The following is a 14,830-nucleotide window of genomic DNA, read 5'->3' as shown; positions in this document are numbered from 1 at the left end:
TTACCTAACGTCGCCAAAATGCACGGCTTGTGCCGGTCACCACGCGCGGCCCCCAAAACCTAAGTAGCGACATGCTAGCAGCTAGCCCACAAGCGAAACTGAGTAACATCAAAGCTGGCTCGTTGGTCTTGGGGCTATCAAAAAGCCTTAGAAGAAATCCCACCGCCATGCAAGCAATGACGGGAAACCAATAGCGCTTCTCGTCAAGTCTGAACGGTTCCAGCTCATAGACGGCTCGGGACACCAGTTCCGCGGCTGATTGTTCGTTGCGCGCCAGCTCCTCAAGATCGAGAGTCCTGTCTTCCTCAGCCGAACTGCGGGGCTGACTATGGAAGCCTCGTTGTCGAACAGCTTGTATGACTAAGTCCTTATCCGGCATGCCGCCGAGGTTACGCCAGCGAGTTTCTTCGACGCCATAAGCGCGCATCATCGCGCTCGATACCTCCGGCCGCCTGAGGACCTGTACGTATCGCCCATCCAAAATCGCCAGCCATTCCTCACCCTCATCTGGCTTAACGATGGTAATCCTGCCTGCTTCAGGGTACTTCGCTTCACTCACCCACGCAGCGACAGCAGGCTGGTCGTGCGCACGCATGAACGCGACGCGGTGTTTTCCCTCATGAGCGCAGAGAATTCCTAATGCGCGATACCAGATATAGTGAACGTTATCTATTGAGCCGAATGTTTCTGCATATTTCTTGATACGGCTCGGGACTTCAGCTGCAGCGATGTCTTCTGGTTTGCCATTGATACTCGCCCCCAACACGAACCTGGGATCGACAAATGCCTGGAAGGGTCGGCTACGGCCCTCCTCCCACCTCAAGAACGGGATTACAACTTCCAGAAACTCGTCCCCCCAGAAAGCGCACGTCCCCGGTCCTCCCATCCAATCATTCAGATATGCCTGCCCAACGAAGCGGCGCGCATGTCTGTCAAGGCCGATCTTCAGCTCACAAAGAGCGGCGGATGCATTCAGCATGTCTGACGATACGCCAAGACTGAGCGGCTGCGGCACGACAACGGGAAGGTCTGTCATAGAGAATAGATCCTGATGCGCGGCGGCGCGACCATCTCAAAATTCCAGATCGGCCGCGAGCTTATACGGTGGACGGCCGCTTCCGCGGCCATCTCTTCGACTGCGTTACGGCAACTGAACGGTCACCTTCAGGGACGCTCCGTTCGATCCGCTAAGCGACATCGATTCCGACTTGCCGCTGGCCAGGTTGAAATGGCTTTCGGCGCTGGCGCTGTCAACGTCAGGCAGTTCGATGTAGCAGCCCCCCTGCTCCACCTTGTCCATCTTGCGAAGGCGTGTGTCAACCGCGACGACGTCCGCGATCACACGCGTTCCATCGTTGATTTGCTTGGGATGAACGGTAACCGTCGTTCCTTCGAAAATAGTGGCACGCTCGATGCTCGGCTTACCGCTTCCATCCACCTTGCAGGATCGTGCGTAGCTAATCGTCCTGCCGTTAGAGGTGACCGAAGGCGCAAGCGTCGACACCAACGCTTCTTGCTTTCCCGAGGGGGTATCGATCGAGAGGTGCATGGACACTGCGCCCACGTTTGCCGCCATCGCCGTTGCCGCTGCAGACAAGAGGCCTGCAAACAGGAGAGTCTTCTTCATTTTTTTCCTTTTTCTTGGTTGACAAGTACTGCCTTACGCAGTCTATTCACTATCGGCTACAGTCAAGAAAAGGTTGAGGGTTCGGAGCAATCTTGCCGGGCGATACGTACCCTGCAAAGGTGGGGGTGGAGCAGCACAATGGACGCCGAAATAGCACCGCAGAAAACTTCATCGAGGGCCACTGATGTCGAGCCCCAGCGGTGGGAAAATACCGAACATCGGCCCGCCTCTTAACACTCACATCGGCCACACTGCCTACTAAAACGCCATGCGCTTCATTGCTAACGGCCCTTCGATACCCGATCAACTCCTAGTGGCACGAGATGCCGGCAATGTTTTGTTCTTCTGCGGTGCCGGCGTCTCAAGGGAATCAGCCAACCTGCCCGATTTCAATACGCTGGCGAAGGTTGTAATGGAAAGCCTCGGAGTCATTGAGAGCAGTCCAGCGAAGCGCGTCTTTGAAGCCGCTGATCGGCTGAACAATGAGACGAAGGGAGCAAATGTCGGTGGCTTAGTTGCGGCGGACCGACTTTTCGCCTTACTTGAGCGTGAATTCGATGTCGCGGACGTACGCTCGGCTGTCGCAGGCGCCTTGTGTCCAGATTTGACGGGCCGAAGCCTCGCCCCCCACCGAACACTTCTTGAACTTTCCAAAGGAAGCACGGGGATCTCGCGTCTCGTCACAACGAACTTCGACTTGCTCTTCGAGACCTGCGACGCAACCTTGACCCCTTCAGGGCCGCCGCATTTGCCGGATCCCAGACGCGAGAAAGATTTTCATGGAATTATCCACTTGCACGGAAGAGTGACCGACTCGTATGACGCGGCACATGGAGATGAGCTCGTTCTTTCGAGTGCCGATTTTGGCCACGCATACCTCGCTGAGGGTTGGGCCACGCGCTATATCAACTTGCTGCTGCAACGTTTTCAGATCGTGTTCGTAGGCTACACGGCAGATGATCCACCCGTCCAATATTTGCTCGAGGCGTTGAAGCGCTTCGGGCCGGCGCAGCGCAACGCGATGTATGCATTTCATGGGGGAGACGAAGGCCAAGCAATTGCACAGTGGAGCCATAAGGGCGTCATGCCCTTGGCATTCCGGGAATTTCCACACCTCTGGGAAACTTTGTCTGCATGGGCGTCCCGCGCCAGTGGCGTGGACAAGTGGCACGATGATCTGATCAACATGGCCATTGAAGGCCCGGCCTCAATGGAGCCACACGAGCGCGGAATGATAGCCCATATGGCGTCCACCGAAGAGGGCTCGCATCGACTGGCTTACGCAGAGCGTCCGATTTCCGCAGAGTGGCTGTTCGTGTTCGATAAATATGCACGGTTGCGCGGGCCAGCACAGGAACACGCCATTCCGTTGATAGAGAACACAGAGCTTTTCAAGAAGGTTGGTTTGGACTCAGACGCTGCGCCGGAGTCTTCGCCGGACACGACGGCGTCGCGAGCGGTCGAATTGCCAGAATCTTCCTGGGACGCCTTCTCTCCTACCGATACTGACGTCGCGACAGCAAGGCCGCAATCGCTTCCTGGAATCGGGTCCAGCGCGGTACCACAGTTGCCTCGCCGCCTAGCGAATCTCGGGCGCTGGTTTCTCCGGGTCTCTCATGAGCCCGCAGCACTGATCTGGGCGGCCGGAGAGACCTCACTCCATCCAGATTTACGTGAACGCCTGATTCACGCAATGCGATTCGACGCCTCCAGGTATCAAGAATTGATGCGGAAACAGTGGCAATGGATCTTTGATAGCTGGAATTCCGATCGATACGAGGTTGATACGCAATACCACGTAGTCGATAAGGAGGTGCAGATCGATGGCTGGACACCGGCACTTCTGCGCGCCGCTATGCGGCTTTACCGCGCCAGGCTAAACGTCAAACCTGTGTACGGAGTCTCCATCTTTGACCGACAGGAGCGTCAACTAGTCCACGCAAGCGTCGAGCACGTAAAACCCTATCGCAGCTTTATCTTCCCTGCTTCGGTTCTGCCGGATGCACTGTCGTTGCTGCGAACGGAGATTGAGAGCGCAATGGCGTTAGAAGCATCGGTACATGCAGACTTCCAGCCTTCATTAGAGGCTGGTCTAGTCCGGACTGCGAGGTCTAACAATGAGTTTGCCTACGGCATAAACCGTACCCTTCTTGCCTACGTCGAAATGCTGTTAAGTTTGTCCGAGACAGATCGCGATGCCGCCAAGGCTGAACTAGCGCGCTGGCCCAGGGGCACTGCGATTTCGGAAAGGCTCAGCATTGCTGCGGCAGCCGCCAAGGGGTTTTGGGATGCGGAGGAAGCGGGAAACGCCTTTGTGGGAATGAGTGATGAAAATTTTTGGGATTCGAGCGCTGAACGAGATGTGTCAACCGCGCTTTCCCTGAGATGGTCCGAACTACCAGACGCGACAAGAAGGGACATCGAACATCGGGTAGCTCGAGGGCCAATTCCATCGTACGGCCCCAATTCGGCATCCGAGGAAAATCAGGCATATGTTCGCCTTAGCCGCCTGTACGCACTTAAGAAGGCCGGCATCGATCTGACCACACGGTATGCAGCTGAAGTGGGTGCCTTGCTTAAGATAGTCCCAAGCTGGACCGAAGCAGCGTGGCAAGACAGACCTCGTACAGGTGTATTTAGGGTCTCGCTGGACACTGACTCGAGTGTTTTCGATGGCGTCCCGCTCAACCGTGTCGTGGACGTTGCCATGGAACATCATGGCAAGCGTCCGCGTAGGGATGTCGAGGCCGCGCCTTTCCTCGGCTTGGCACAGGGTCAACCTAGCCGTGCACTCCGCGCGCTCGAACTGGCTTCACGACGTGGTAAATTTTCCGCGGAGCTTTGGCACACATTCTTAAGTGAACAGGTGGCTGTCTCGGGCCGCCTGGCAACCATGGCCGCTCGCCGACTTACGAAGCTACCTTTTGAATTTCTCTCCGCGATTCGACGGCCAGCCAGTCGTTGGCTGCATGAACACGCGGCTGCGCTTTGGAAAACAGATCCGCAAGCGCTCAAAGACCTTTGGAACGCTCTTTTCGGCATATTGCGCGCGAGTCAAGCTGAAGAAAATAGTTCTGCTCGGCGGTGGGTGAACGAAAGCTCGAACGCGACCGCTGGCCACCTTGCTGGTACTCTCTTTGCGACAGTGTCTGAGGGCCCGACAACAACGGCACAGGGCCTCCATGTCGACCTCAAAAACGGTATTGCTCGGCTGCTAGAGCTCCCTCCTCCGCACCGACAGCGTGCGATCTTTGTGATCGCAACACGGTTGGATCCGATGTACGCTCAAGATCCCGAATGGGTACAGACGCACTTACTGATCCTTGCGGCAGCCCCCGAAAGCTCGGACCCGTTCTTTCAAGGCACGCTCACGAGTAACACTTTGTCGTGGAGTCTTGTTCAAGAACTTCGGCCGCACATGCTCGAGCGGCTTTATGAGCAGCAACTTCCACTGAGCGCTGTTAGCGTACTTGCTGCCACATTGCTCAACTGCTGGCTCGAAAAGCAAGATCCCGCACAGGCGGCGGCCGTTTCCGACCTTCAGTTGCGCGAGACTTTAATCAGATCAAGTAATGAATTCCGCGGATTCGTTGTTAGGCATCTTGCGCTGTGGAGCAAGGAGGCAGCGGGAACCATGGACGATCAGGTTTTGAGGTTTATTCACAAGGTTTGGCCTCTCCAGATCGTCGTGAAAACTACTGAAATGACTCAACGTCTAGTCGAGCTCGCTTTCGCCGTTCCTGCTCGCTTCACCGAAGCCATAACGCTTTTGCAGCATCGACTCGTCCGGGCCTCGGATCATGTGCCAGGCTCGCTCTTCTATCAGATCGACGAACGAATCGTTGAAGACCACAGTCCAGCATTGGTTGACCTTCTGTGGAGGATATTACCTGCCAGCTCGACGCTGTGGGGTGATGGTATAGAGACCATCATTCAGGGCGTCGATCTGCCATCTTCCACGCCCCAACACGAGAAACTAGTTGAACTGCTGCGACGGGCTAAATATCGGCTATAGCTATCCACGAAGATATTAACTAGTGGGCGTGAGTGCAGTGGCCGAACCATACGCGATCATTGGCCGAAAACATAAATGGCTTCAACGTGCGGTTCACGTACTCGTCTATCACTAGAAGATACACGTTTGAGCCGCCGCTGCCGCTGAACGGCTGAATGGTGACCGCTTTGAACGAGTTCATTTCGACCCTTCCGTAGTCGACAACCTGTGGCTGCTGGTCGGCGGCGTAAGAGTTTTTAAGCTCCCCAATCCCGCCGACGATAAGGCCGGTCCGTCGATGCACGGAGAACGTCTTCCCCTTGTAGAACTCTGCACGGGATCGGTCGTCGTGGTCGGCTCCGTCAAATCGCTCTACGGTACATCGGTAATCAGGGGCATATTCCTGCGCCGTCGCACCTTGCAGTCCAGTGAGTACCCATAAGGCAACACCGATTCTAAAGGTCGAGATTTTTCCGGCCATGCTGGCTTACCTTGGCAGAGAACTAATGTTTAAGGGGAGTCGATCCGAGGCTTTCAAGCGGCACGAATATGAGCGCGTTCCTTCCTGGATAGCTCACAACAGCGTGACCTTCCCAAGCAACAACAGATCTCGGTCCATTCGGCGCGTCACCGAGAAGAGCGCTTCCCACGGCGGTCAATGAATCGCGATCGATTGCAACGAGCTCCCGATTGTTCCGATTGACGGTCAGCAACAAATTGTCGGTTATGCACTGCGACAATGGGTCAACCCATTGGTAAGGCTTACTCCACTCATGTGGCTTGAACTGGATGTCCTGAAGTGCCTTGCCGCTTCGAGCATCGATGACGCAGATGCCGCGGTTGGATTGCATCATTCCAACGTACACGCGCTCATGTAGATCATCGTACGTTATGCAAACCGGCATGGCGTCGTCCGCTTGCCCATTGACCAACTCAGCTAGCTGGACCTCCGCCACGTATTCCCGCCGAGCCAAGTCGTAGATTGCCAGGTACGAATTCGCGTGGGGATACCCCTTGCCATCGATGTGCCCGCCGCGCGTGACACCAAGGTACAAAAGCCGATTCGATGGATGCCGCAGAATAGAAAGGCAGCCTCGGCCGCCTCCGGGATACGCCACTGTCTCTAGCGCATAAGTGGCCGTGTCGATGATGTGGAATTGACTGAGCAGATTGCTTGCAAAATAGACTTCTGTCTCGTCCTTCGAGACAGAAAGTTGCCCTTCACCGCCACCAGGGATGGGGATTCTTCGGATGATGGCATGGGTTGCCATATCAATAACGATGATCACATCCGAAAACACCTGGCCAACAAAAAGCCGGCCATCGGCAACGACCAGACTCCCAGGTGGGTGACCATGTATCTCCCTCTTTCCATTCGAGACCAGGTCATACTTGTCCAAATCGATCGTACGCACGATGGATTTGGTGGAGGGGTTGATGATGGAAATGCTACAGCCTGCCCAGTTTGCGGTGATGATGAAGTCACCATGGCGGAGCAGATCAGAAGGCTGCGTCCCGGGCGGAAACGCATAGACATCGCCGCCGTCATGCCCGCTCAATTGAAGCGGGACCTCCGTTGTCGCGGCCAATGCGGTCCTCTCAAAATCTTCCAAGGAGGTTATGAGGGTGATATTCGTTCCTCGCGCGGCGTCATGGGCACCTGGCTGGAACCCCGCCTCACTGATCAGGATGCCGCGATCGGCGCCAAGGTCCTCGACGATGCCTCGGAGAGCCATCACCTTTTCCTTTGGCACCCGATGCTTCCAAAGCTTGCATTCGATGACCCAGGTGCATGAAATGCCAGACCGAGGAAAGGTGGCGTAGACGTCGACGTCATGCTTCGCACGAGCACCTTTTGCCTGGTAGTCCACTTGGGCGTTGCAGCCCAAGCGTCGAAAAACTTCCGCCGTGGCCTGCTGATAATGCTTCCAATCCACGTAGGTCATACCCTTATCCCGAATCCGAGGGAAGCTGAGCGGGAAATCTGCGCCGTGTCCAGCTTGCGATGAATAAGTGAAACCATCGTGAGAATGTCCACTGCGTCCAGGCCAGTTCGTTTTTTGGGGCATGCGCAAGAGGATTACGGACAGCCCCAAACAGGCCGACCAGCACGGGCACGCGCCGCCTCTAGCGTCGACGCCTTATCAGCGTCCTACCGATGCCGTGGCGCGGACTATTTGAATGCTGCACCAGGGCAATAGCCAAAACAAAAGCCTCCCGGGGGAGGCTTTTGACCATCAGCGAAAGACCTCGCCGCAGATAGCAATTCTCAGACAGCGCGCGTTAGCCGTACCGCTTCACAAGCAGGCCACTACCAATAAGCCCTGCCACGGCCGCGATTCCCGCGACGATGGGTGTACCTGGGACGAGTACGGCAGTGGCAAGGCCGAGGGAGGCTCCCCCGCTAAGAGTCGAGGCGACCTTGGTCAGCCCGGTCGCGACGCTATGATTCGCCGAGCGCGCCCAACCGCTAGCCGCCCCATGCTTCAAGTGGGTGCGAGTAACCGAGTGCGCCTTCGGAATATTAGCTGCCGGTTTTTTCGGGCGTGCCGTGCTTAGCATTGCCGACTCCATTGGAAAGTGCTGTGTACTGAATTTTAAAGGCGGACAGAACAATCACCGCCATCAGCAGACATGTGCATATTAGCATGATCGTGGGCGGCTTCCAGTCCGGGTCTTCGCCGCGGGCGACCATCGCTGCAGCAAGAACAAAGCCGCATATGAGGGCGACCCCGAAACAAGTCCAGACAACATAAGCGTTCTCCCCATACGTAGCGGTGTCCTCGCCCCTCAACCCGGCTTGGACGGCCAAAATAGCGCCGCCGTAGAGCCAACCCATTGAGTCGAACGCTTCCTTCCACGCCCATTTCACCCGCTTAGTCTTCGGGGTGACCAACCATTTCGCGGCACCCAGCAGGGCATAAATAATGGTGGCCCCGAACAACGGCAGAAGCGCCTCCAGCAGTAACCACTTAACAGGCGCCGACATGCTGCACTTCCGGTAACTCTCTCATCCCGCCTCCAAGGTTTGTTTACGCCTCTATTTTGCCTGACGAACAACATTGTCAACGACAGGGAACCCCTGAAAGATAATCATTAGCTACTTTTTCTCGTAACGCGCCGTCAAACGGGCCGATGCGAATGGTGACACTCAGGTGGTCCGCGTCAATGGCGAATTCACCATGCCGGCGGCGCGTCGGTCGCCTCCGCCTACGCCGTGACCGTGGCCGCCCAACCTTGGCCGTGGCGGACGGCACGGTCGGATCCGACGACGTCCACGCGAATCCTGCGCCCTTCACCTCGCTGCCATCGGCGGCCAGGATGGTCGCCTTGTGCGTCAAGGGTGCCGGCGCCGCGGCGAGGCCAGCAGCGCGCGCGCCGGCGAGAGCGCGTGGAAACATGGACCCTACCCGTATCTAGAGAGAGCGGCCGCCCTGCCCGGTCCGGGTCGGCGGCCAAGAACTTGGGGTGATAGGTCAACAGAGAGGCTTTCTCACGGCTTCGGTTCGACAATGGCAATGGCCACGTTGCCGTTGCCAGCCGGGAACGGGCTGCCGGGCACCGCCGTCAGCGCCCCGGTCGCGCCATCGATCGCGAACCCATACAAGGCGCCGTTGAGCGACGGCGTGTACAGGAACTTCCCATTCGGTTCAATACGAAGCCGCCGACCATTGGTGCTGGCAGGCGTCGTGCCCACCACGGCAGTGGACGACCCGGTCCCGAGGTCCAGTTGATGGATCGCGATATTGTTACTCGTACTCCCAAGCACGTACGCAAATTGCCTGGAGGGAGTCAACGCGATATCGGCCGGCGCCAGCGCAGGAGTGACAAACAGGCTGGAGGGGGCCATCGAGCCCGACAACGGGTCAATACCGTAGACGCTGACGTCGTTGCTCGCAACGTTGGGCGCGTACAGGAAACTTCCATCGCGGGACAGCGCGAGGGAGTTGGGACCCGACCCAGTCCAAAGACTGCCCCCGTCGAGAGCAAAGCTACCCGGATAGGTCCCCAAGTCAAAGCTGAGGACGACATTGGCAACCATGTTCGCCATATAGAGATACTGACCCGTCGTAGAGATCACCATCGAAACGTTGGAGCCGCTCCCGCCTATCGTGTTATTGGCCGGGGCAAGGGTCCCGCCCGCCCCAATCGAATGAGATTCGGCACTGCCCTGCCCGCTCACGTAGAGCCATTGACCCGATGGGTTGATCACGATCGATCGCGACGAGCCGACCACGGCGATCGGGGCGCTGGTCCCCGGCATCGGGGCCATGGCACCGGTGGCCGGGTCGAGCGAAAAACCCGTCACGGCGTTCGTATTAAGCGCGCCGTAGGCGGTCAGCCCCGAGGCCAGGAACGCGAGGTCGTTGACCGGGCCGCCGGCGGCGAAGGGGCTACCCGGCACGGCGGCCAGCCGCCCGTTTGTCGGGTCGATCCGGTAGACCGAGAGCGTGCTGTCGCTCTGGTTGGCCACCACCACGAACTGCGCCTGCACGCAGGTGATCGCGACGTTGGCCACGTTTGCCGCCGCGACCGTCCCGGCGCCGTTGGACACTGTACAAGTCTGCCCGGCCGGCTGGGCCGCCACGGTCACGGCATAGGCCGTGGCGCTGAGCCGTGGCGTCGGCATGATGAATCCGCCATCGGCGCTGACCACCTGGGTGTCACCATTGGTGTCGGCCAGTTGCAGGCTCTTGCCCGTGGCGAGACCCGAGACCGTGCCGCCCACCGTATAGGTCGGTGGCAGCGACGCGTTGCGCGAAAGCGCGGCATTGGCGCACAGCCGCCCGCCGGCCGGGGCATCGGCGCAGGCCGTCAGGGTGGCCGCGCCGGCGGCGTAGGCCGTGGCGGGGCTGGCCACCTGGGCACTGCGGCCGTCGGCGGCCGGCGTGGCCACGAAGCTCGCGTCATCGCTGGTCCACGACCAGTTGGTCAGGTCCCCTGCTCCGTCCACGCCGTCCGAGCGGCGCACGGCCACCGTCACGGTCTGCGCGGCGCCGCCGGCCGCCACAGTGACGGTCGCCGGCGTCAGCGCGAGCGTGTAGGACTTAGCGGGCGCGGCCTGCACCACCAGGTGCGTGACGCTGGTGATGCGGCTGCCGTCGGCGAGCGTCGCGGTGGCCGTGATGTCCGCCGCCCCGGCCGCGAGCGCCTGGACCGTCGCGTAGATGCCCACCGGGGCCGCCATCACGGAAGCCGAAACCGCCGGCGCCTTGTCCGAGGCGGACAACACGGTGGCGACCGTCGGATCCGACGACGTCCACGCGAAACTCGCGCCCTTCACCTCGCTGCCGTCGGCGGCCAGCAGGGTCGCCTTGAGCGTCAGTGAGCCGCCGGCCACCGGCGCGGCGCTACCCGTGTCGACCACCAGGCGCGATGCCGCCGGCGAGGCGGCTGGCGTCTGGGGACTGTCGTCAGCGCCGCAGGCGGCGAGTAGCGCCGCGGTGAGCAAGGCGAGGCCGGCAGCGCGTGCGCCGGCAAGAGCGTGTGGAAACATGGACCCAACCCGTATCTATATAGAAGGCACCGCTCTCCCCTTTGCGGGCTGGCGGCCAGTGGCGCCCTCGTTGGGGCGTCTTGCGCGCGACTGTAGCAGCGCGAGGGGTTCGACACATCCCCCGCTTGGGGGTGACCGGTCAACAGAGAGGCCTTTGGATCACTATTTATCAATAAGGGACGCTTTTACCCATTCTTGATAATCTTTCATATCAAGAACCGAGGAAAACACTTTCACGCATGAAAGTGTGATCGCCACGTTTAGCTTCGATTTGGGGGTCCCCCGTACCGCCACACTCGAGGCGCGCCGCCTGCTGCTCGAGGAACTGCCGGCCGAGCGCTGGCGCGCATTGCTGCGCGTCCAGGCGGTCGACGACGGCGCCTGGCCGCTGGCCAACGTGCTCGCGCTCAAGTTGGAAGGGATGGTGGGGAAGCGCGCCAACTCGACCTACCAGGCCGGCACACGCTCGCCTGATTGGGTAAAGCTAAAGCGCGCAAGTTATCTTCATAGCATGGCAATTGGCACACCCGGCGAGGTATGCGATACAGAGACTGGCAGCGCTAGGCTGCTAGCGAGCCTTCTACATAGAGGCTTTGGGCAAGCGCTCCGCCGCGCCTCAATCAGAACTCCAGCTCGCCAATGGTGCCTCATGCTTCACATAATTCGAAAGGGGCTGCTTAACGCACTTTTGTAACAGCCTGCGCGGCTGGTTCATTTCGCGATTGAGGACGTGATAGCCTCGCGCCAGAGGCGCGAGGCGTCTGACGTGGCTCAGAAACGCTGGCCGCGCCGAAACGGCAAAGCAGCGACCGAAGGAGCAGTTTCGGCGATCGAAGCAGACCCGCCTTATATATAAAGAAAGGCGCCCCGGGCGGGCAAGCTACAAGCACCTGGATGTTTGCGCGGCTAGGGGATCTGTCGAAATTGACCCCGACCGGTCTGACTTCCCGTAACGCCCACTTTCCACGGTGGGCGTCTTTTTTGGGCGCTTCGAAGTTGTGTATGCTTTTGCTCTTCAACACTCCGGGAGAGCACGATGGTCAGCAAGCAGTTCGACGAGGCGGAGGTTTCTCGCTGCAACGCCTATGAACTGGCTGAACGGGAAGCTCAACAGGCAGCCGAAGACCGGGAAGCTGACGAGCGCCGGGAACGCCGGGAAGAAGAGGCGGCGCGCTACGAGCAGGCGCGACGGGAGTCGGACGACCAAGATGACGAGCGCCGACGCCGCGCACAGGAATGCGATACCGAGGTCGACCTTGACTCCCTTTCGCCGGAAGAACGGAAGGAATGGGAGCGTCGACAGGCCTTGACAGACAAGTTCAACAAGGGCGTGTTGTATGCGTTCGGCGGGATAGTTAGCGTCCTTGTGGTCGCGACGGTGGGTAGCCTTGGTGTCATAGCCCGCCGGGCGTTCCGATCCGAAAAATACTAGCGCCGTTTCTCAGCTCCACTTCCCACAACGCACCCGACCACATGCACGCCTACTCGGATCTCATTTATAGCAGCACCCAATTCAGCCTCGATGCACTGCGCGAAGTTAGCGAAAACGCCACCAACGCTCTGCAAACCAGCGCCGCGACGTCGCTGGTGAAGGCCCTTCAACTGGTGCAGTTGCAGAAGGCCATCCAAGCAGTTGGGATGTTCGCCATGTTCGAAGCAATGCTGCAGGACGGACTGAGCGTTGGGCACGGGTTTAACGAAGCGGCCACGATTCTTGAGTGCGAAGGTGAAGTGTCTCTGAAAGAAAAATTCGAGGACCTGCAGGCCGCAGTGAACGTTCTGAAACACGGTACAGGCCGCAGCTACAATTACCTCGTCGGCAAGGCCGCAACATTACCCTTTCGTGTCAAGTTGCCAGGTCAGGCGTTCTTCTCTGAGGGAGATGTCTCCGAAGTCGCGACTCTAATTGAGGTGGATGACGCGTTTGTTCTCTCCTGCGCGGAGGTCATCCGCGACGTTTCGGATGTCATCCGGACTGCGCGCCCGAATTTCGTAGGTTAGCTCTTCAGAGCGGCACCGGTTCGAGTGACCGCTGTCAGTGGAGATTCGCCCCGATGTGCGTCAGCTATGCCCCCGTGCAGCGTCAAGTCTTGAAGGAAATCTTCGGCGTAGAGCTGCCGGCGGCGGAGTGGCGAGCCGAGCCTGGCAAGACTACCCAGCCCCCATCATTCGGGCCGGTGTTGGCGGCCGAGAGGCTGTTCTCGGAAGCTTCGGCATGACGCCGCGCGCGCAGCTGCGCGGCGAGCAGAAGATGCGGTCCACCATGAACGCACGGAGCGAAACGATCGGGCAGCTTGTCTCATTTCCAAGCACTGGAAAGCCGGGCAGCTATGCCTTATTCCAGCCGACGCCTTCTTCGAGCCCCGGTACGATGACACGGCCAAGTCCACGCGCTGGCGCATCGGCTTGGCAGATGGTGAACCGTTCGCCATCGCCGGCCTGTGGCGCAGTTGGCCCGATGGCGCCGTGAGCTTCACCATGCCAACCATGGCCGCAGGAGACCATCCGCTCATGCAGCGCTTCCATAAGCCCGGCGATGAAAAGCGCGGGGTCGTGATTCTTCCTCGCGATACCTGGGACGATTGGCTGCGCTGCAAAGATCCCGAGGAGGCGCGAACGTTCCTGCGGCTCAATCCTGCAGATGCGATGACTGCGGAACCGGCCCCTCTGCCCCCACACCAGAAAACGCGACCAGACGAGCAGACTGCCTGAACACGAGCCAGCGTTTGGACAAGATGGCCGGTAGCTCTCATTCGCTAATCGCAAGCACTTCTGGAACTCCTGTCTTCGCGATACTACCGGCTGCCGGCCCAGCTCCCGGCGCCGCGAAGGACCATTTTTCTCCGGCTCTGAGATTCATAGACACGGCCATTGCTTGACCAACGCGGACGTCTCCCGCGTCATATAGCGGAATTGTGACCACTACATTGGACAGCTTCTTTCCAGACGTGTTGGTCAGAACCCCCTGAACCTCCACCGTCCTCGGGCCAGTCGACGTCATGGCCAATACTGCGACCGGCAAATCCTTCACCGCCTCTGCGGCGATCGCCGATCCGGCTGCGGCGATCAGTGTCATTGCAGCAATGATTCTCTTCATAAAGATCTCCTTCAATATGAGACATTTATAACGGGAAAAAATATTAAATCCTTTACCGTTCTTGAGTGAAATTCAATAATTGCCAATTTTTGACCCCGTTTTTGGCGATTTCACCGATCATCATTAAAATTGTGGGCACCTTCACTCCTATCGAAGCTACTCCGATGATTATTTCCGTTTTTCTGCATGCTTTGACGGGCTCGGCGCTTGGGTGCGTGCCATATCAGCTTCGGAAGCGCTACCATCCTTACTGGTGGGTCGCCTTGCTAGTTCTTGGGCTGCTTCTGCTAGCTTGGGCAGGCTGGCCAGAAATGTGGACAGCGATTGGTTGGCGAGATCAAACTCCACTGGAAATTGCTGAGGCTATTTCCCAGCAACGCTTTGGCCAGGCTGGCAACTACATCATGGGTAGCATATTCATCGGGTTCACACTCGTCCCTTTCATCTGTATTGGGGCAATTAGGGAGCCTAAATAGCGCAGGAATGAATGGCCGTCGGCGTCAAATCGTGAACGAGATGCAGCTCCTACTCGTGTCAGAACGGAACCTATAAGGTTTGCGACGCCGGCGTGCATCCGGGGGTAGTGATACCGTGGCATACTCTGTCGCTTCCTCC

General features: G+C 58.6%; 13 protein-coding genes. 6 read left to right on the top strand and 7 right to left on the bottom strand.

What is annotated here, in order from left to right:
- Nucleotides 1-4: 4 nt before the first annotated feature.
- The gene (locus DFLDMN_RS32270) at nt 5-1,036 is read right to left on the bottom strand and encodes a hypothetical protein (protein ID WP_423200856.1); all 1,032 of its coding nucleotides are present in this window, start codon (nt 1,034-1,036) and stop codon (nt 5-7) included.
- Between the two features lie 105 nt (nt 1,037-1,141).
- Nucleotides 1,142-1,627, bottom strand: a complete 486-nt coding sequence (locus DFLDMN_RS32265; protein WP_423200855.1) for a hypothetical protein — start codon at nt 1,625-1,627, stop codon at nt 1,142-1,144.
- Nucleotides 1,628-1,895: 268 nt separating this feature from the next.
- Between DFLDMN_RS32265 and DFLDMN_RS32260 the strand changes: the two genes are divergently transcribed.
- Nucleotides 1,896-5,642 carry an SIR2 family protein gene (locus tag DFLDMN_RS32260; protein WP_423200854.1) on the top strand — a complete coding sequence of 1,249 codons (3,747 nt, stop codon included), beginning with the start codon at nt 1,896-1,898 and terminating at the stop codon, nt 5,640-5,642.
- Between the two features lie 19 nt (nt 5,643-5,661).
- Here the strand turns inward: DFLDMN_RS32260 and DFLDMN_RS32255 are convergent, their stop codons facing one another.
- The 4 genes from DFLDMN_RS32255 to DFLDMN_RS32240 all read right to left on the bottom strand — a co-directional run bounded on the left by DFLDMN_RS32255 (nt 5,662) and on the right by DFLDMN_RS32240 (nt 11,118).
- Nucleotides 5,662-6,102 (bottom strand): hypothetical protein, encoded by a 441-nt coding sequence (locus DFLDMN_RS32255; protein ID WP_423200853.1) that lies wholly within the window; start codon nt 6,100-6,102, stop codon nt 5,662-5,664.
- A 22-nt stretch (nt 6,103-6,124) separates the two neighbouring features.
- Nucleotides 6,125-7,567, bottom strand: coding sequence for a restriction endonuclease (locus DFLDMN_RS32250; RefSeq protein WP_423200852.1), 1,443 nt, complete (start codon nt 7,565-7,567; stop codon nt 6,125-6,127).
- Between the two features lie 578 nt (nt 7,568-8,145).
- Complete coding sequence (locus DFLDMN_RS32245; protein WP_423200851.1) at nt 8,146-8,610, bottom strand: hypothetical protein; 465 nt, start codon at nt 8,608-8,610, stop codon at nt 8,146-8,148.
- 504 nt (nt 8,611-9,114) lie between these two features.
- Complete coding sequence (locus DFLDMN_RS32240) at nt 9,115-11,118, bottom strand: lactonase family protein (protein WP_423200850.1); 2,004 nt, start codon at nt 11,116-11,118, stop codon at nt 9,115-9,117.
- A 247-nt stretch (nt 11,119-11,365) separates the two neighbouring features.
- Between DFLDMN_RS32240 and DFLDMN_RS32235 the strand changes: the two genes are divergently transcribed.
- From DFLDMN_RS32235 to DFLDMN_RS32220, 4 genes are all read left to right on the top strand, one after another.
- Nucleotides 11,366-11,812, top strand: coding sequence for a hypothetical protein (locus DFLDMN_RS32235; RefSeq protein ID WP_423200849.1), 447 nt, complete (start codon nt 11,366-11,368; stop codon nt 11,810-11,812).
- Nucleotides 11,813-12,154: 342 nt separating this feature from the next.
- The gene (locus DFLDMN_RS32230) at nt 12,155-12,550 is read left to right on the top strand and encodes a hypothetical protein (RefSeq protein ID WP_423200848.1); all 396 of its coding nucleotides are present in this window, start codon (nt 12,155-12,157) and stop codon (nt 12,548-12,550) included.
- Nucleotides 12,551-12,591: 41 nt separating this feature from the next.
- Nucleotides 12,592-13,119, top strand: coding sequence for a hypothetical protein (locus DFLDMN_RS32225; RefSeq protein WP_423200847.1), 528 nt, complete (start codon nt 12,592-12,594; stop codon nt 13,117-13,119).
- A 141-nt stretch (nt 13,120-13,260) separates the two neighbouring features.
- Nucleotides 13,261-13,830, top strand: coding sequence for an SOS response-associated peptidase family protein (locus DFLDMN_RS32220; protein WP_423200865.1), 570 nt, complete (start codon nt 13,261-13,263; stop codon nt 13,828-13,830).
- A gap of 37 nt (nt 13,831-13,867) precedes the next feature.
- Here DFLDMN_RS32220 and DFLDMN_RS32215 read toward each other — a convergent pair whose 3' ends face one another.
- A complete protein-coding gene (locus DFLDMN_RS32215) occupies nt 13,868-14,215 on the bottom strand; it encodes an FxLYD domain-containing protein (RefSeq protein WP_423200846.1) in 348 nt (115 codons plus the stop codon).
- Between the two features lie 65 nt (nt 14,216-14,280).
- Between DFLDMN_RS32215 and DFLDMN_RS32210 the strand changes: the two genes are divergently transcribed.
- Complete coding sequence (locus DFLDMN_RS32210; protein WP_423200845.1) at nt 14,281-14,691, top strand: hypothetical protein; 411 nt, start codon at nt 14,281-14,283, stop codon at nt 14,689-14,691.
- The last annotated feature ends 139 nt before the right edge of the window (nt 14,692-14,830 follow it).

The sequence above is a fragment of the Cupriavidus sp. H19C3 genome, from assembly GCF_049393815.1.
Taxonomy (GTDB): Bacteria; Pseudomonadota; Gammaproteobacteria; order Burkholderiales; family Burkholderiaceae; genus Cupriavidus.
Note: the sequence above shows the minus strand (reverse complement) of the source record. Positions and strands in the feature narration are given on the sequence as shown.